General features: G+C 72.2%; 14 protein-coding genes. 7 read left to right on the top strand and 7 right to left on the bottom strand.

Features of this window, described 5'->3' with window-relative positions; all coding sequences use genetic code 11:
• Window positions 1-95 precede the first annotated feature (95 nt).
• Entirely contained in the window at window positions 96-2,546 is a 2,451-nt protein-coding gene (locus tag CKO43_RS03970; RefSeq protein WP_200377893.1) for a cache domain-containing sensor histidine kinase, read from the bottom strand.
• Window positions 2,547-2,564: 18 nt separating this feature from the next.
• On the bottom strand, window positions 2,565-3,305 hold the full coding sequence (locus CKO43_RS03965) for an HD-GYP domain-containing protein (RefSeq protein ID WP_242477835.1): 741 nt from the start codon (window positions 3,303-3,305) through the stop codon (window positions 2,565-2,567).
• Between the two features lie 143 nt (window positions 3,306-3,448).
• On the opposite strand from CKO43_RS03965, the gene CKO43_RS03960 reads away from it, so the two are divergent.
• Window positions 3,449-4,069: an excisionase family DNA-binding protein gene (locus tag CKO43_RS03960; RefSeq protein ID WP_242481050.1), complete on the top strand. Its 621-nt coding sequence runs from the start codon at window positions 3,449-3,451 to the stop codon at window positions 4,067-4,069.
• Window positions 4,066-4,806 (top strand): response regulator, encoded by a 741-nt coding sequence (locus CKO43_RS03955; protein ID WP_200226888.1) that lies wholly within the window; start codon window positions 4,066-4,068, stop codon window positions 4,804-4,806. The genes CKO43_RS03960 and CKO43_RS03955 overlap by 4 nt, the downstream gene beginning before the upstream one ends.
• A 16-nt stretch (window positions 4,807-4,822) precedes the next feature.
• Here the strand turns inward: CKO43_RS03955 and CKO43_RS03950 are convergent, their stop codons facing one another.
• Window positions 4,823-6,982, bottom strand: a complete 2,160-nt coding sequence (locus CKO43_RS03950; protein WP_200377892.1) for a prolyl oligopeptidase family serine peptidase — start codon at window positions 6,980-6,982, stop codon at window positions 4,823-4,825.
• 163 nt (window positions 6,983-7,145) lie between these two features.
• On the opposite strand from CKO43_RS03950, the gene CKO43_RS03945 reads away from it, so the two are divergent.
• From CKO43_RS03945 to CKO43_RS03925, 5 genes are all read left to right on the top strand, one after another.
• Window positions 7,146-8,261: a sensor histidine kinase gene (locus CKO43_RS03945; protein WP_200377891.1), complete on the top strand. Its 1,116-nt coding sequence runs from the start codon at window positions 7,146-7,148 to the stop codon at window positions 8,259-8,261.
• A 32-nt stretch (window positions 8,262-8,293) separates the two neighbouring features.
• Window positions 8,294-8,665, top strand: coding sequence for a response regulator transcription factor (locus CKO43_RS03940; RefSeq protein WP_200226883.1), 372 nt, complete (start codon window positions 8,294-8,296; stop codon window positions 8,663-8,665).
• Window positions 8,665-11,298, top strand: a complete 2,634-nt coding sequence (locus tag CKO43_RS03935) for a PAS domain S-box protein (protein ID WP_200377890.1) — start codon at window positions 8,665-8,667, stop codon at window positions 11,296-11,298. The genes CKO43_RS03940 and CKO43_RS03935 overlap by 1 nt, the downstream gene beginning before the upstream one ends.
• A 169-nt stretch (window positions 11,299-11,467) precedes the next feature.
• Window positions 11,468-12,445: a magnesium/cobalt transporter CorA gene (gene corA / locus CKO43_RS03930; protein WP_200226879.1), complete on the top strand. Its 978-nt coding sequence runs from the start codon at window positions 11,468-11,470 to the stop codon at window positions 12,443-12,445.
• 124 nt (window positions 12,446-12,569) lie between these two features.
• Window positions 12,570-13,052, top strand: coding sequence for a hypothetical protein (locus CKO43_RS03925; protein WP_200226877.1), 483 nt, complete (start codon window positions 12,570-12,572; stop codon window positions 13,050-13,052).
• Window positions 13,053-13,296: 244 nt separating this feature from the next.
• Here the strand turns inward: CKO43_RS03925 and CKO43_RS03920 are convergent, their stop codons facing one another.
• From CKO43_RS03920 to CKO43_RS03905, 4 genes are read right to left on the bottom strand one after another with little or no spacing between them, the layout of a single operon-like run.
• Window positions 13,297-13,740 carry a nuclear transport factor 2 family protein gene (locus CKO43_RS03920; RefSeq protein ID WP_200377889.1) on the bottom strand — a complete coding sequence of 148 codons (444 nt, stop codon included), beginning with the start codon at window positions 13,738-13,740 and terminating at the stop codon, window positions 13,297-13,299.
• A gap of 1 nt (window position 13,741) precedes the next feature.
• Window positions 13,742-14,527, bottom strand: a complete 786-nt coding sequence (locus tag CKO43_RS03915) for an SDR family NAD(P)-dependent oxidoreductase (protein WP_200377933.1) — start codon at window positions 14,525-14,527, stop codon at window positions 13,742-13,744.
• A gap of 5 nt (window positions 14,528-14,532) precedes the next feature.
• Complete coding sequence (locus CKO43_RS03910; protein ID WP_200226875.1) at window positions 14,533-15,057, bottom strand: DUF3833 domain-containing protein; 525 nt, start codon at window positions 15,055-15,057, stop codon at window positions 14,533-14,535.
• Window positions 15,054-16,277, bottom strand: a complete 1,224-nt coding sequence (locus tag CKO43_RS03905; protein WP_200377932.1) for an MFS transporter — start codon at window positions 16,275-16,277, stop codon at window positions 15,054-15,056. Before CKO43_RS03905 ends, CKO43_RS03910 begins: the two co-directional genes overlap by 4 nt.
• Window positions 16,278-16,335: the final 58 nt, after the last annotated feature.

Here is a 16,335-nt window from a genome sequence, read left to right as displayed (position 1 = left end):
CGCCGCGCAGAAACGCACGATTCGATGCACCCGCGGCGTCCGCCGGCGCGGCATCATCGGCGATTGGCAACTGGCCCACGGCGCGCATCGCGGGCTCAGACCAGGGTGTCGGCGAAGCCGCGCGCCGGCAGCGCGATGACGAAGCGGCTGCCGCCGCCCGCCACGTTTTCGGCCTGGATGCGGCCGCCGTGGGCCTCGAGGATCTTGCGGCAGATCGCCAGGCCCAGCCCGGTGCCGCCCGATCCGTCCTTCGTCTTGCTCGACTGCACGAAGGCCTCGAAGATCTGCTCCAGCTCGGCCGGCGGGATGCCGGGGCCGTGGTCGCGCACCGTGACGACGATCTCATGGCGCTCGTCGATGTCGCCGCCGACGGTGATGACCGCGCCATCGGGCGAGAAACGCACGGCGTTCGCGAGCACGTTGCGCACCACCTGCTGGAAACGCAGCGGATCGACCTTGGCCACCAGCGGCCCGTCGCTGAGCGTCAGGTCCAGGTGCAGGCGGCGGCGCGCGAGCAGCGGGTCGATCTCGCGCACGACCTCGCGGATCAGCGGCCGCAGGTCGGTGCGCTCGAGGTGGAAGGTGCCGACCGTGCTCTCGATCTTGGAGACGTCCAGCAGGTCGTTGACCAGCGCCAGCATGCGCTGGCCGGCGGCGTGGATGTCGCCGAACATCGAGGCCAGGCGCTCCTGCGCGCGGCCGCGCACCATGCCGAGTTCGGAGAAGCCGATGATCGCCTGCAGCGGCGTGCGCAGTTCGTGGCTGATGTTGGCGATGAACTCGGACTTCGCGCGCGAGGCTTCCTCGGCCATGTCGCGTGCCTCGCGCATCGTGCGGTCGGCTTCGCGGAACTCGGTGATGTCGTCGAGCGTGGCCAGCAGCCCGCGCGGGCGGCCGTCGTCGCCGGGCACCGCGGCCTTGGTCACGGCCATCGTGCGCCGCGAGCCGTCGGCTGTCGTCGCCTCGGCCTCGTAACGCACGACGCCGCCGCGCGCCAGCAACTCCCGGTTGTGGCGCTCGTGCTGCTCGGCCTCGGCCGGCACCAGGTAGTCGCGCACCTGCTTGCCGATCAGGGCCTGGCGCTCGGCGCCGGCGAGCTGCTCCCAGGCGCGGTTGACGGCGACGTAGCGCGCCTCGCGGTCCATCAGTGCCACCGGCAACGGGATCGTGTCGAGCATCAGCGCCGACAGCGCGAGCTGGTTCTGCAGCTCGCGCTCGGCGGCGCAGCGCGCGGTGACGTCGACCGCGCTGCCGGCGTAGCCGACGAGCTGTCCACCTTCCTGCAGCGGCGAGACGGCGACGTCGAAGCTGCGCGTGCCGCCGAACATGAGTTGCGCCGCGCGCGTGCCGCCGTCGCCCGGCGCCAGCAGCGCGGTCGCGGCCGGACGCGAGGCCTCGTCCACCAGCGATGCCAGCGTGCGCCCGAGCAGGCCGGCCGCTGCCAGCCCGGTCGCCGCGTGCCAGCGCGCGTTGACGAAGGTGAGCCGCCCCTGGGCGTCGGTGCGGAAGATCAGCTCCTGCACGCTCTTGACGATCACGCTCAGCTCGCGTTCGCGCTGGGCGACGGCCTGTTGCGCCGCGTCGCGCTGGCGGCGCGCCGTCTCGCGTGCGCGCACGCTGCGTTCGGCGACGATGGTCATCGCGACGATGACGGCGGCGGCAGCGGCTACGGCGGCCACGAGCCAGCGCAGCAGCGCGCGCCACCCGGACAGCGCGACCTCGAGGTCGCGTGCGACGACGACCAGCAGCGCCGGGCGCTGCCCGAGTTCGTGCCAGGCGAGCACGTGCCCGCCGCTGGCGCTCGAGCCTTCGTGCTGCTGCAGCGGGCCAGCCGGCGCCGGCACCTCCAGGCGTTGACCGACGCCGGGCTGCGCGTCCGGCGTCGCGTTCAGCACCTGGCCGTCGCGCAGCACCAGCCAGGCGCTGGTGCCGGGGTCGCCGACGGCGTGGCGCTGGTGGCGCGCGAGCAGGTGTTCGTCGAGCAACGCAACGAGCAGCAGGCGCCGGCCGTCAGCGCGGGGGCCCACCGCGTGCAGCATCGGGATCGTGCGTGCGCGCACGCCCAGCGGGGTGGCGTCGGTCAGCGGCGCGCCTATGGTCTCGGCGCCGGGCCCGGGGCGCGCCGCCAGGCGCGTGCTGTCCAGGCGCCGGCCGCGCGCCTGCGGCGTGCTCGCGGCGACGACGGTGTCGCGCTCGTCGACCAGCGCCACCGCGGCGAACAGCGGCTGCGCGCCCACCAGCCGGGCGAGCGCCGGGGCGAGCTCGTCGAGTTGGTCGGCCGGCATGCGTTCGGCACGCTCGGCGATGGTCGCGAGCGCCGCAGACGCGCTGTCCAGCGACGCCGTCGCGTGTTCCTCCAGCAGCCGCGCGAGCAGTGCGGCGCGCTCCTGCTGCACCTCGCGCGCCTCCTTGTATTCATAGAGGGCGCTCGCGCCGACGACGGCGAACAGCAGCCCGATCAGCGCCGCGCCGCCGGCGATGACCATGCGCGCCGTCAACGGCCGGGGGCGCCGCCGTCGGCGCTCGGTCGGGTGGTGTGGGTCCATCGGGCCGGGCGGCGAGTCTCAGTACGACGCCGTCTCGGTCGACGCGCTGTCGTCGACCAGCTCGGCAAAACTGGGCCGGCGCCGGTTGACCGCGTCGCGCAGCGCGAGCATGCGCGGCGCCTGATCGAGAAACGCCTGCGCGATGCGCGGATCGAAGGCCCGGCCGCACTCGGCTCGCATCATCTCCAGGGCCTTGTCGTCGGGAAAGGCGGCACGGTAGCAACGGTCCATCGTCAGCGCATCGAAAAAATCGACGACGGCGACGATACGCCCGGACAGGGGGATGGCCTCGCCGGCTAGCCCCTCGGGGTAGCCCTTGCCGTCCCAGCGCTCGTGGTGCGACAGCGCGACCTCCGACGCCATGCGAAACAGCGGGATGCGCGAACGGCCGAGGATCTCGGCGCCGATGCCGGCGTGCCGGTTCATCGTCGCGCGTTCTTCGGCATCCAGCGGCCCCTGCTTCTGCAGCACCTTGTCCGGGATGCCGATCTTGCCGACGTCGTGCATCGGCGCGGCCTTGCGCAGCATCGCCGCCCAGCGTGTGCTCTTGCCCAGCGTCAGCGCCAGCGCCTCGGCCAGATAACCCAGGCGCACGATGTGCTCGCCGGTGTCGCTGTCGCGGTACTCGGCCGCCAGCGCCAGCCGGAACAGGGTCTCGTGGTGCGCGCGCGCGACCTCCTGATACATCTGACCGAAGTCGCGCAGGAAACACTCCATCTGCGCGTGGGCTGCGTCATCGAATCGATTGGGGGACGTCATCACGGCTACGCTGTCGTTGTCCGCCGGGAGCGCGCCCGGCGGCCAGGGTCCGGTCATGCGGAGTGCTGAATTATCAACGTTATTGCTTTTAGCAGTTGGCGCAAGTGCTCCCCGGGGCCGCTGAAATTCGGCAGAATTACTCGATGGCCGATATCCCTATGTCCGACGACGCACGTGACACCTTCAGCACGCTGGAGGTGGCCCGGCTGCTCGGCATGGCGGTGCGCTCGGTGCAGATGATGGTCGACCGCGGCGAACTCGAAGCCTGGAAGACCCCCGGCGGTCACCGCCGGATCTCGCGGGACTCCGTTCAGCGCTGGCGCGAAGGTCGCCGCTCTGGCCCCGCCCGCCCAGCCACTGCCCGGCCGGCGACCGGCGCGCGCCGGGTGCTGCTGATCGAAGACTCCGCGCACTACCAGAACCTGGTCTCGCTGCTGGTCAAGCAGCACTTCGGCGATGTCGAACTGCACGTCGCCGACGACGGCATCGCCGGCCTGGCGCTGGCCGGGCAGCTGCAGCCCGAGGTGCTGATCGTCGACATCCTGCTGCCCGGGATCGACGGCGCGACGCTGATCACGAGCCTGCGCTCGCACCCGCAGTTCAGCCGCAGCCGCCTGGTCGTCGTGACCTCGCTCGACGAGGCCGGGCGCGCACCGTATGCCTTCGCGCTCGAAGGCGTGCCGGTGGTGCACAAGCCGCAACTCGTCGCCCAGCTGCCTGGCCTGCTGAAGGCCGCGCTGGACGCCACCGCCGCGACCGTATGAACACCCACCCCGGTGACGGCGCCGGCGCGTCGCTGCCGCGGGTTCTGCTCGTCGAGGACGACCCCTCGATCCGGCGTTTCGTGCAGATCGCGCTCGAGGAGATGGCGATCGAGTTCATCGAAGCCGGCACGCTCGCCGAGGCGCGTGCGGCGCTCGCCGAGGCCCCGGTGCGGCTGGTGATCTGCGACCTGATGCTGCCCGACGGCAGCGGCGTCGACCTGCTGCACGAACTGGCCGCGGCACGCGCCGCGGCCGCGCAGCCGCGGCTGGTGGCCTTCAGCGCCGGCATCTCGGCCGAGCGCCGCGAGCAGCTCGAGGCGCTGGGCGTCGACGAGGTGCTGGCCAAGCCGGTGCCGCTGGAAGAACTCGAAGCCTGCGCCCAGCGCGCGCTGGACGCGGCACCGACACCCGCGGCCGCTCCTGCCCCGGCCCCCGGGGCCGTGGCCGAGTTCTTTGCCGGCGACGCCGTGCTCTACGGCGCCTACCGCGCCAGCTGCCTGCCGCAGTTCCTGCGCGACGTGCGCCAGGGCGACGAAGCGCTCGCCGCCGGCGATCTGGGCGCGCTGCGGCGCCTGAACCACAGCCTGAAGTCGGTGCTGCTGACGCTGGGTTACGTCGCCGACAGCGAACGCGCCGCGGCGATCGACCGCGCCGCGGCGGCGGGCGACACGGCCGCCGCCGGCGTCGGCTGGGCGACGCTGCGCGCCGCGCTGCTGGCCATCGTCGAAGCCGGCTGAGGCCGGCGCCGCCGCTTCAGCGTGCGCTGCCGGTCGCCTGCCAGCGCACGAAAGCCATCACGTCGGCGATCTCCGCCGCCTGTTGCGCGCGTGTCGCGCCGCCGCCGTGGCCACCTGCGTAGTCCAGGCGCAGCAGCACCGGCTTGCCGCTGGCGCTCGCGTGCTGCAGCCGGGCCGCCATCTTCAGGCTCTGCCAGACCTCGACACGGGCGTCGTTGATGCCGTGCGTCAGCAGCACCGCCGGGTAGCGCACGCCGTCGACGACGTGGTGGTAGCTGCTCATCTCGAGCAGCGCACGGAAGCCGTCCTCGGTGGCGACGCTGCCGAACTCGGGGATGTTGGGCGGGCCGTTGGGCTCGAGTTCGGCACGCACCATGTCGAGCGCGCCCACCGACAGCACCGCCGAGCCGAACAGGTCGGGGCGCGCGGTGATCGCACGGCCGACGAGCACGCCGCCGGCGCTGGCGCCCCAGACGCCCAGGCGCTGCGGCGTCGTGTAGCCCTCGGCGACGAGGTATTCGGCGGTCGCGATCAAGTCCTTCCAGCTGTTGGGCTTGGTCTCGCGCAGCCCGCCGCGGTACCAGTCCTCGCCGAACGCGCCCGAGCCGCGCGGGTTGGCGACCGCGAACACGCCGCCCTTTTCCAGCCAGGCCAGGCGTGTCGGCGAGAACCAGGGTTCATCGGTCATGCCGTAGCTGGCGTAACCCCAGAGCAGTGTCGGGGCGCGGCCGTCGAGCTTGAGCCCGGCGCGGTGCACGATCGCCAGCGGCACGAGCGCGCCGTCGTGGCTGGGCACCAGCAGCTCGCGTACGACGTAGCGGCCGCCGCCCAGGCGCCCGGGCTTTTGCAGGCCGGTGTCGGCGACGGTGACGCCGCCGTCGGCCGCGGGCGTCACGGCCCAGACGCGTTCGGGTTCGGTCCAGCCCTGCAGCGCCGTGAGCACGCCGGGCAGCGCGGGGTCGGCACCTTCGAGTTCGAAGCTGCCGCGCAGCGGCAGTGCCACCGCCTCGGCCTGCGCCCCGGGCTGCAGCGTCAGCCGCAGCAGCGAGGACGCGCTGCCGTCGCGGCGGCGCAGGTAGAGCGCGTCGGCAGCGCGCGCCAGGCCGGTGAGAACGCCCTCGCCCTGCTCGACGGCGACACGCGCGCGGCCCAGGTCGGGCGCCGTCAGCGAGGTCTCGAGCAGGCGTGAACGCGGTGCGTCCTGGTGGCTCAGCAGGAACAGGCGCTCGCCGACGGTCTCGAACGCGGTGACGCCGGCTTCGCGCCCGAGCAGCGGGCGCCAGGCCGCGCGGCCGGCCACGGCGTCGGCCAGCGGCGCCAGCCAGAGTGCGAGTTCGCGGTCGGTGCCGTGGTTGACGACGCCCAGCGCCCAGCCGGTGCCGGCCACCGGCAGCACCGACGGCGAGTCCTGGGCCTCGTCGATCACGACCCCGGGCGACGCGAAGGACAGCACGACGGGCGCACGCTCCGGGTCGCTGCCCAGGCGCACGAACACCGCGCCGGCGCCGGCGTACTTGGCCGCCGGCGGTGCGTCGGGCGCCGTCTGCCGCAGCCGGGTGAAGAAGAAGCCGCTCTCGTCGTCCAGCCAGGCGACACCGCCGTACTGCGCCCGCGTCACCGGCCCGAGCACACGCCGGCCGCTGCGGCTGTCGACGACGTAGAGCTCGGCGTCTTCCGAGCCGCCGGCCGACAGGCCGTAGGCGAGATAGCGGCCGCTCGGCGAGGCCTCGAAATAGTCGATCGCGTGCGGCGTGCCGCCGGCGCCCGCCAGCGGGTCGACCAGCAGGCGTTCGCGCCCGCCTTCGCGCACGAAGAGGCGGAACTGGTCGTCGCGCGCGCCGCGCTTCTCGTAGAAGAGGCGCCCGCCCGGGCGGCGCTGCACCGGCCCCAGGCGCGTGCCGGCGGCGGCCATCAGCTGCCCCACCCGGCGCGCGAGCGCGGCGCGGCCGGGGATCGCGTCCAGCGTGCGCCGCGCCTGGCGCGCCTGGCTGCGCATCCAGGCCGCGACCGCCGGGTCCTGCGTGTTCTCGAGCTGTCGATACGGGTCGGCGAGCTCGACGCCGTGGTAGCGCTCGAACACCGGCCCGGGCGCGCCGACGGCAGCGGGCACCGGCGGCGCCGCGAGCGCGGCCGCCGTGCACAGCGCCAGTGCGGCGATCGAAAAGCATCGAATCACGTGGTTCTCCGGCAACAGCTGGGGCTGGCGAGCATAGCGGCTGGCGCTGCAGGGCCTGCCCCGGCGGCGACACCGTGGCTGTGGGGGCTCCGATTCGTGACCGATTGCCACGTCATGAAATGATAAATATGCAAAATAAGCTCCACGGGGCCAAGGCCACACCATGCATTCCTCATTGACCGAACTGCTCGAGAACCTGAAGTCCGGGCTGCTGTGGGTGCACCACGACGGCACGGTGCGTTACGCCAACGGTGACGCCTGCGTGCGCACCGGTCTGGCGCCCGGGCACAAGCTGTTCGATCCCGACATGAGCGCGGCCGTGGCCGCGGCGGTGGCGCAGCAGAGCGCGCGCAAGCTGGTGTCGGTCGGCATGGCCGGCGGCGCCGGCATGGCGGCGCCCGAACTGCAGTGCCGCGTGATCCCGGGTTTCAGCCGCGATGACGCCTTCGTGCTGATCGCGCCCGAGAGTGGCGAAGACGCGGGCACGGCCTTCGACAACCTGATGCAGGTGATCCGCACCGACCTGCGCGACCCCCTGGCCGAGTCGCGCGGCGCGATCGCGCTGGCGCGCGAACACGGCGGCGGGCCCGAGATCGACACGCTCGTCGATGGCGTGCAGGAACTCGTGCGTGTGCTCGACAAGCTCGTCGACCTGGCCGAACTCTGGGGCAGCGGCGCGCTGTTCGCCAACGACCGCATCGAGCTGTGGAAGCTGCTGCAGTCGGTCTGGGCCGAGGTCGAGCCGGTGGCGGTGTCGCGCCAGGTGAAGGTGCGCTTTCGGGCCCAGTCCGACGCCGCCGGGCTGGCCACGCTCTACGGCAGCGAGCACTGGCTGCGCCGCGTCTTCCTCGAATGCCTGGAGTCGGCGCTGCGCAGCTCGCCGCAGGGCGCGGTGCTCGAGATCGAACACCGCCAGATGGGGCCGCGCGCCGTCATCGTCTTCCGCGACTGCGGCATGTTCGCGCCCCAGGCCGCCGACGCCGTCGACCTGCCGCGCTCGGCGCACATCGCCGGCCGCCGCCTCGCCGTGCCCCGGCCCGGCGCGCGCGACCAGATCGGGCTCAAGCTGTGCCAGCACATCGTCTCGCTGCACGGCGGCCAGCTGCGCGAGGAGGTCGACGACGGCCTGCGCGACTTCGTCATCGACCTGCCGACCGGCGCGCCGCACCACAACGACCATTCGCAGCTGGACATCGTGCAGGCCCAGCAGTACGCCCGCGACCTCGCCGCGCTGATGGCGCGCGCGCGCAGCCGCGCCCCCGGCAGCGCCACGCGCTGACGGCATCCGCAACCGCATCACCAGGAGCCGCCATGAAGCGTGTCCTCATCGTCGAAGACCAGGCCGACATCCGCAAGCTGATCCGCATGACGCTGGAGTTCGAGGCCTACGAGATCCACGAGGCCGCCGACGGCGCCTACGGCCTGCGCCTGGCGCAGGCGGTGCGGCCCGATCTCGTGCTGCTGGACATCATGATGCCCGGTGAGATGGACGGGCTGCAGGTGTGCCAGCGCCTGAAGCAGGACCCGGCCACGCGCGAGATCAAGATCGTGCTGCTGACCGCCCGCGGCCAGGCGCGCGACCGCGAGGCCGGGCAGGCCGCCGGCGCCGACGAGTACCTCGTCAAACCCTTCAGCCCGCTGCAGCTGATCGACACCATCGAGCGGCTGCTGGAGACCGCCTGATGGCGGCGCGGCCGCAGCGCGCGCCGATCGGGCCGCGGCGGCTGCGCCACCAGCTGCTCGCCCTGCTGATCCTCAGCACCGCGCTGGCGATGGCGCTGCTGTACCGCGTCTCGGCGACGCGCCTGGACGACGTCGCCGTCGACGCCAGCATGGGCTGGGCCGGGTCGGTTGCCCACGGCGCTGCCGCCGCCGCGACTGCGGCGCTGGAGTCGGGTGACGACGCCGAACTCGAAGCCACGCTGCGCAGTTTCGCCGGCATGGCCGGCGTCGTGCGGCTGGAAGTCGTCGACAGCCGCGGCGTGCAGCTGCTGTCGCTGCACCAGTCCACCGAAGGTCTGGTGACGCGCGAGCCACCGAGCGCCGCGCCGGCGCGCGCGGTGGCTGGCGCAGCCGCACGCAGCGGCCCGGTCGGCGACGACGCGGTCCAGGTCTGGGCGCCGGCCGGCCCCGGCGGCCGGCTCGGCAGTTTCGGCGTGACGTTCTCGCTCGGCCTCGAGCGCGCCCGGCTGGGCATGCTCAGCAACGAGGCGATGCTGGCGATCGCGCTCGTCAGCCTGGTGACGATCATCGTCAGCTACGGCTTCGTGCAGCGTGCGCTGGCGCCGTTGCAGCGCCTGGTCGGCTTCTCCGCCGAACTCGGCGAGCGCGCCGGCGCCCGGCTCGAACTCGGCGGCGGCAGCCGCGAGTTCCGCGAACTGGCCGATGCGCTCAACGGCGCCTCGGCGCGGCTGCGCGCGCAGATGGAGGCGATCGGCCACGCCGAGTCGCGCAACCAGGCCATCCTGCAGGCGGTGCCCGACGTCATCCTCGGCCTGGACGCCGAGTGCCGGGTGCAGGTCGTCAACCCGAGCCTCTCCAGCGTCTTCGGCCTGCAGCCCGAGGAGGCGCTGGGTCGGCCGGTCGCCGAACTGCTGCCCGAGCTGACGCGCGAGCAGGCCGAACGCCGCACGCTCGCCGGCCTGTACATGCGCGCCAGCGGCACCCATGTCGTGCGGCTGGAGCTGGAGGCGCGGCGCCACGGCGGCACCTCGTTCCCGGCCGAGGTCTCGCTGTCGCGCACCGAAACCGCCGACGGCGTGCGCTACGCCGCCGTCGTGCGCGACATGACCGAGCAGCGCATGACCTTCGCGATGCTCAATCTCTACAGCCGCGCGCTCGAATGCACGACCAACGGCGTCGTCATCTGCGACATGTCGCTGCCCGGCTACCCGGTCTTCTACGCCAACCCGGCGTTCAGCCGCATCACCGGCTACGCCGCCGACGAGACCATCGGCCGCAACTGCGCCTTCCTGCAGGGCGAGGACCGGGCTCAGCCGCAGCTGGCCGAGCTGGACGCGGCAGTGCACGCCGGCCGCTCGACCCAGGTCGTGCTGCGCAACTACCGCAAGGACGGCACGCTGTTCTTCAACGAGCTCAGCGTCTCGCCGGTGGCCGACGCCGGCGGCAGGCCGCGGCACTACGTCGGCGTGCTCAACGACGTCACCGAGCGCGAGCGTGCGCGCATGGCGATCGCCGAACGCAGCGCGCGGCTGAACGCCGTCTTCGACCTCTCGCCCGACGGCTTCGTCGTCTTCGACGGCGAAGGCGAGGGCGGCGGCCGGCTCGTCTACTGCAACCCGGCCTTCGAGGCCATGACCGGCTGGGACCTGCAGGCGCAGGCGGCGCCGATGACGGTCGACGAGTTCGACCGCCGCTTCCTGAAGCAGTGCGACGCCGCGTCGCCCTATCCGCCACTGTCGCAGGCGCTGGCCGCCGACGCTGCCGCCGCCGACGGCCCCGACCTGCTGCAACTGGCGCTGCCCGAGCGCCGCGTGCTGGCGCGCATGGCGCGCCACGCCGGTGACGGCCAGCACGAGACCATCCTGTTCTTCCGCGACATCACGCGCGAGACCGAGGTCGACCGCATGAAGAGCGAGTTCCTGACCACTGCCGCGCACGAGTTGCGCACGCCCATGGTCAGCGTCTTCGGCTTCACCGAGCTGCTGCTGCGCCGCCCGGTGTCCGAGGAGCGCCGCCGCGACATGCTCGAGACCATCCACCGCCAGGCTTCGCTGCTGATCAACATGGTCAACGAGCTGCTCGACCTGGCGCGCATCGAGGCGCGCCAGGGCAAGGACCTGAGGCGCGAACCCTGCCGCCTGGACAGCCTCGTCACCCAGGCCGTCGGCCCGATGCTGATCGCCGGCGGCGCGCATGACCTGCAGATCGACATCGCGCATCCCGACTGCGTGCTGCAGGTCGACCCGGAGAAGACCAACCAGGCGCTGACCAACGTGCTGTCCAACGCCGTCAAGTACTCGCCCGCGGGCGGCACGGTGCTGGTGACGACGCAGTCGGGCGAGCTGCGCGGCGAGCCCGCCGTCGGCGTGCGTGTGACCGATCACGGCATCGGCATGGCGCCCGAACAGCTGGCGCGCATCTTCGAACGTTTCTACCGCGCCGACCCCTCCGGCAACATTCCCGGCACCGGTCTGGGCATGTGCCTGGTCAAGGAGATCGCCGAGCTCCAGGGCGGCCGCGTCGACGTCGCCAGCACGCCCGGCCGCGGCACCACGGTGACGATCTGGCTGCCGCTGGCGAGTGCCGGCGCCGGGCTTCCGGATGCCCTGTCCGGTGGTGGTGCGGTGCAATAATCCGGGCTTCCCCGTCAACCGGGTTCCCCCAATGGAACAGCCACCTAGTCGGTGACCGTCGGCTCCGGCGTCGAGCAGGAGTGCGGCGGTCCGCCCCAGCCCCCTTCAGCCCCACGCCCGAGCGGGCCCGGCGCCTCAGCCGGCCCTTTCGCGACGCCGAAAGTTCCCGATGATCAACGTCTTCACGCTGGCCAATGGCCGGCTGTTCCAGGAAGAGATCGCCAACCCCGACGCGCTGGCCGGCGTGCAGCCGGTCTGGGTCGATCTCGAAGCCCCCACCGCCGAAGAGAAAGACTGGGTCCGCGCCCGCTTCGGCCTGTCCATCCCCGAGGACGTCGTCGACGAGGACCTCGAGGAGTCGGCCCGTTTCTACGAGGAAGACAACGGCGAGCTGCACATCCGCTCCGACTTCCTGATCGACGGCGACGCCGGCCCCGACGGCCAGGGCTCGCGCAACGTGCGTGTCGCCTTCATCCTCTACGAGAAGGTGCTGTTCTCGGTGCACGCCGAGGACCTGCCGGTGTTCCGCCTGCTGCGCCTGCGCGCGCGCCGCATCCCGGCGCTGATCGAGGACGCCAAGGACGTGCTGCTCAAGCTCTACGACGCTGACGCCGAGTACTCGGCCGACGCGCTGGAGGGTGTCTACGACAACCTGGAGAAGGTGTCGGCACGCGTGCTCAAGCAGGACGTGGACGACCGCGCCGCCGGCGAGGCGCTGGCCGCGATCGCCGGCGAGGAGGATCTGAACGGCCGCATCCGCCGCAACATGATGGACACGCGGCGCGCGCTCAGCTTCCTGATGCGCAGCCGCATGCTGAACGCCGAGCAGTTCGAGGAGGCGCGCCAGATCCTGCGCGACATCGACTCGCTGGACTCGCACACAGCCTTCCTGTTCGACAAGATCAACTTCCTGATGGACGCCACCGTCGGCTTCATCAACATCAACCAGAACAAGATCATCAAGATCTTCTCGGTGGCCTCGGTCGGGCTGCTGCCGCCGACGCTGATCGCCAGCATCTACGGCATGAACTTCCGCGCGATGCCCGAGCTGGACTGGACCTACGGCTACCCGTTCGCGATCTGCCTGATGGTGGCCTCGGTCGCCGCGCCCTTCCTCTATTTCCGCCGAAAGGGCTGGTTGCGTTAGTTCCTGCTCGCGATTTGCCCGCAGCGGCCATCCCGGCGACGATGCCGGGGCCGACGTGCATCGTGTAGTCTCCCCGTCGCGACCGGCCGTCACGGTCGCTTCCCACGATTCGGACGCAGGACCCATGAATCGAACCCCATCGATGAACGCGAGCGCGCCGCTGCGTCGCGCCGCCGCCGTCGCTGTGCTGACGGCCCTGGCCTGGTGCGCCCCGGCGCAGGCCCAGTTCAACTCGGTCCCCGCGCCCGAGACCAGCGGCCCGCCGTCGGCCTCGGCCGCCTCGGTCGAGAAGGACTATCGCGTCGACGCCGCGCGCCACATCTACGCCGCCTACCCGAAACGCATCTACAAGGGCCGGCTGCCGCCGCTGCTGTATTCGGTGATGGTGGTCGAGACCGAGATCGACGCCGTCGGCCAGGTCGGCAATGTGCACGTGGTGCGCAAGCCGGCGGCCGACGAGGTCGCGCCCTGGGTCGTCGCGATGATCAAACGCGCCGCGCCCTACCCGGCCCCGGCGCGGCTGGGGCCGCTGCGTTACACCGAGATCTGGCTCGTCGACCGCAGCGGGCGCTTCCAGGTCGACGCGATCACCGAAGGGCAGCGCTAGGGAGCCGCCCTGCGGCTCCCTAGCGCTACCGCTGAATGCACGGCTCCCCCGAGCCCCCTCCGAGAGGGTGCTCCCGCTTGTTCGACGGCTCCCTCCAGCCTCCCTCCGCGAGGGAGGCTCCAGTCAGTTTGACGATGGCTGTGGCGCGGTTGAGCCGGCGCTCGTCTGCTCGCGGTTGAGCTGCCGGATCCCAGGCAGGTTGTTGATCGCGCGGCGTCGGCTATGGCCGATGCCGTGCAGACTCCTAACTCGCAGCGCGGCGCCTCAGCCAGCGCATTGCTGCGCCGAGTGCCGGCAGCTTCTCGTACAGCTCCTCGGCGGCGTCCCAGTAGTCGCGGTGCAGCGCGACGCGGCCGTCGGCGGCGAAACGGACGTGGGTCGCGCCGCGGATCAGCTGTTCGCCGCGCACGAAACGTTTCATCCGGTAGTGCATGTCCCAGGTCAGGAAACACTGCTCGTCCTGGACCACGGCCTCGTGCACGACGAAACGCGGCGCGTCCAGCGTGCGGAACATGTGCTCGAAGATCGCGCGGATCGCGGCCACGCCGCGCACCTCGTTGAACGGGTCCTTGAACGCCGCGTCGGGCGTGTAGATCTCGTCCAGCCGCGCCAGCGCTGCCGGCGACAGCTGCTCGAAGGCGTCGACCAGGCGCTGCACGCGCGGGTCGGCATGGCGTGCTGCGCTCATCTCACATCCCCGTGGAACGCCGTACCGCGGCGAAGTACGGACGGTAGCCGACGTGGCGCAGCGCCTTCAGCCAGAGCGTGAAACGTTTCGGGAAGTGGATCTCGAAGTCGCCGCGGCGCCAGCCCTTGACGATCTGGTCGGCGGCTTCCTCGGGTGTCAGCAGCGCCGGCATGTGAAAGCCGTTGGCCGCGGTCAGCGGCGTTTCGACGAAACCCGGGTTGATGATGGACACGCCGATGCCCAGCGGGTGCAGGTCCAGGTACAGCGTCTCGGCGAGGTTGATCAGCGCCGCCTTGGTCGGCCCGTAGGCCAGCGATTGCGGCAGGCCGCGGTAGCCGGCGACGCTGCCGACCAGGCCGATGTGGGCGCTGCCGCCGGCGGCGGCCTGGGCGCGCAGCCGCGGCAGCAGCGCGTCGAGCAGGCGCAGCGCGCCGACGTAGTTGACGTCGACGTGGCGCAGTGCGACATCCAGGTCGAAGGCGGTGGCGCGCATCGGCGTGTAGGTGCCCGCGCAGTAGACCGCCAGATCCAGCTTGCCGAAGGTGGCGAACACACGCTCGGCCGCGGCCGGCGTGGCCGCCGGGTCGGTGCTGTCCAGCGGCAGCGCGATGCTGCCCGGGTGCTGGACGACGAAACGATCCAGCGCCTCGGCGTTGCGCGCCGAGACGGCGACACGCGCGCCGAGTGCGTGCAGGCGCGACGCGGTCGCACGGCCGATGCCGGTGGAGGCGCCGACGATCCAGGCGCTGCGGCCGGTCCAGTCGACCAGCGGCGGGTTCAGGGACATCGTCATCAGCGCTTCTGGAAGGCGAGCGTGACCTCGCCCAGGCGGACGCCGAACTTGCTCATCTCGGCCTTGTTCAGCATCACCTTGTCGTCCATCTGGTACATCCAGTCGTCGAACTGGACCTCGTAGACGCTGCCGTCGACCGGTAGCCTGAGCGTGTAGCGCCAGTTCAGCGCGTTGCCGGCGGCCGTGCCCTGGGCGACGCCGACGACGTCGTCGGCCCGGCCCTCGTAGCGCCCGTCACCCAGCGACTTGAGCTTCCAGATGCGGCGTTCGGTCTTGCCGTCGCTGTAGGTGAAACGTTCGTCGAGCACGCCGTCGTCGCCGTTCCAGCTGCCGGTCATCTGCACCGTGAAGCGGCGCACGACCTTGCCGGAGCGGTCGCTGAAGATGCCGTGTGCCGTCATCTCGCCGTTGAAGAAGCTCTTCAGCTCGAGTTTCGGGGTCTCGGCGGCGTAGTCGGCCGGCTTCGGGCCGGCGCAGCCGGCCAGCAGCGCGGCGGTGGCCAGGCCCAGCAGCAGTCGTTTCATCGTTCGGTCTCCTCGTGTAATCGGCTGCGGCAGCGCCACAGCAGCGCCCCCGCGGCGAGCTTGAGTGCGCAGGGCAGCAGGCAATAGGCGGCGGCGAGTGCGCCCAGCGCCTCGGGCGTGCGCACGCCGGGTGCGTAGCCGAAGGCGCCCAGCAGCGGCAGTGCCACGCCGGCAGCCAAGGCCAGGTTCAGCTTGGTCGCGAAGTTCCACCAGCCGAAATAGGCGCCTTCGCGTCCGGTGTGGCCGGCCGCGCGCACGACGCCGGCCAGCAGTGCCGCCGGCAGCGCCAGGTCGGCGCCGAGTGCGGCGCCGCTGGCGACGCAGACGGCGGTGAAGGCCAGCGTGTCGCCGGCGCCCAGGCTGAAGGCCCAGACGAAGGCGGCGACGGCAAGCGCCATGCCGGCGAGCCAACTGCGCGCCAGCCCCAGGCGTGCGACCAGGCGCACCCACAGCGGCATCGCCAGCGCCCCGGCGGCGAAGTAGCTCGCCAGGAACACCGGTTCCCAGGCCGGCGCCTGCAGCCGGTCGCGCACGAAGAACAGCACCAGCGTCGCCGGCACCGCGCTGGCGATGCCGTTGACCAGGTAGACGGCGAGCAGGCGCCGGAACGCCGGCGTCGCCAGCGGCAGCCGCCAGTCGAAACGCGGCGCCGACAGCGCGGCCAGCGGGCGTGGTGCCTGCGCCAGCAGCAGCAGGCCCAGCACCAGCGCGACGGCGAAGACGGCGCTGGTCACCGCCAGCCCGGCCAGCGAAGGCAGCACGCTGGCGACCAGCACGCCGGCCAGCGCCAGCCCCTCGCGCCAGGAGACGACGCGTGCGCGCCCGGCGGCGTCGCCGCCCAGGCGTGCGCCCCAGGCCTGGTGCAGCACCGCGAGCAGGCTGTAGCCGAGGTAGGCCGCCACCAGCAGCGCCGCGCACCAGGCCAGCAGCGCGGCGCCGGCGTGCACCGGCGGGAAGAACAGGCCGTGGAAGGCCACGGCCAGCAGCGCCGCGGCGCCGGCGGCCGTCGCCAGCAGCCGTGCCCGCGAGCCGGCGAACAGACGGTCGACGACGAGGCCGAGGAAGGGGTCGACGACGGCGTCGAACAGGCGCACGGCCAGCAGCAGCGCACCCAGCGTCGCCAGCGGCACGCCGTAGGCGCTGGCGTAGTGGTTGGGCAGCAGCACGTACAGCGGCAGCGCGACGAAGGCCAGCGGCAGGCCGAGCGCGCCGTAGCGCAGGCCGGCCGCTGGCCTTCGTCGCGCTGCCGCTGTACGTGCTGCTGCCCAACCACTACGC

Origin of the sequence: Rubrivivax gelatinosus, assembly GCF_016583785.1 — a bacterium.
Lineage (GTDB): Bacteria > Pseudomonadota > Gammaproteobacteria > Burkholderiales > Burkholderiaceae_C > Rubrivivax > Rubrivivax gelatinosus_B.
Note: the sequence above shows the minus strand (reverse complement) of the source record. Positions and strands in the feature narration are given on the sequence as shown.

What these genes read in the sequence shown, in the direction of transcription:
- CKO43_RS03920 (WP_200377889.1), bottom strand. Translation starts at nt 13,740, where the DNA reads ATGAGCGCAGCACGCCATGCCGACCCGCGCGTGCAGCGCCTGGTCGAC.
- CKO43_RS03955 (WP_200226888.1), top strand. Translation starts at nt 4,066, where the DNA reads ATGAACACCCACCCCGGTGACGGCGCCGGCGCGTCGCTGCCGCGGGTT.
- CKO43_RS03910 (WP_200226875.1), bottom strand. Translation starts at nt 15,057, where the DNA reads ATGAAACGACTGCTGCTGGGCCTGGCCACCGCCGCGCTGCTGGCCGGC.
- CKO43_RS03945 (WP_200377891.1), top strand. Translation starts at nt 7,146, where the DNA reads ATGCATTCCTCATTGACCGAACTGCTCGAGAACCTGAAGTCCGGGCTG.
- CKO43_RS03915 (WP_200377933.1), bottom strand. Translation starts at nt 14,527, where the DNA reads ATGTCCCTGAACCCGCCGCTGGTCGACTGGACCGGCCGCAGCGCCTGG.
- CKO43_RS03970 (WP_200377893.1), bottom strand. Translation starts at nt 2,546, where the DNA reads ATGGACCCACACCACCCGACCGAGCGCCGACGGCGGCGCCCCCGGCCG.
- CKO43_RS03965 (WP_242477835.1), bottom strand. Translation starts at nt 3,305, where the DNA reads ATGACGTCCCCCAATCGATTCGATGACGCAGCCCACGCGCAGATGGAG.
- CKO43_RS03940 (WP_200226883.1), top strand. Translation starts at nt 8,294, where the DNA reads ATGAAGCGTGTCCTCATCGTCGAAGACCAGGCCGACATCCGCAAGCTG.
- CKO43_RS03925 (WP_200226877.1), top strand. Translation starts at nt 12,570, where the DNA reads ATGAATCGAACCCCATCGATGAACGCGAGCGCGCCGCTGCGTCGCGCC.
- corA (WP_200226879.1), top strand. Translation starts at nt 11,468, where the DNA reads ATGATCAACGTCTTCACGCTGGCCAATGGCCGGCTGTTCCAGGAAGAG.
- CKO43_RS03935 (WP_200377890.1), top strand. Translation starts at nt 8,665, where the DNA reads ATGGCGGCGCGGCCGCAGCGCGCGCCGATCGGGCCGCGGCGGCTGCGC.
- CKO43_RS03960 (WP_242481050.1), top strand. Translation starts at nt 3,449, where the DNA reads ATGGCCGATATCCCTATGTCCGACGACGCACGTGACACCTTCAGCACG.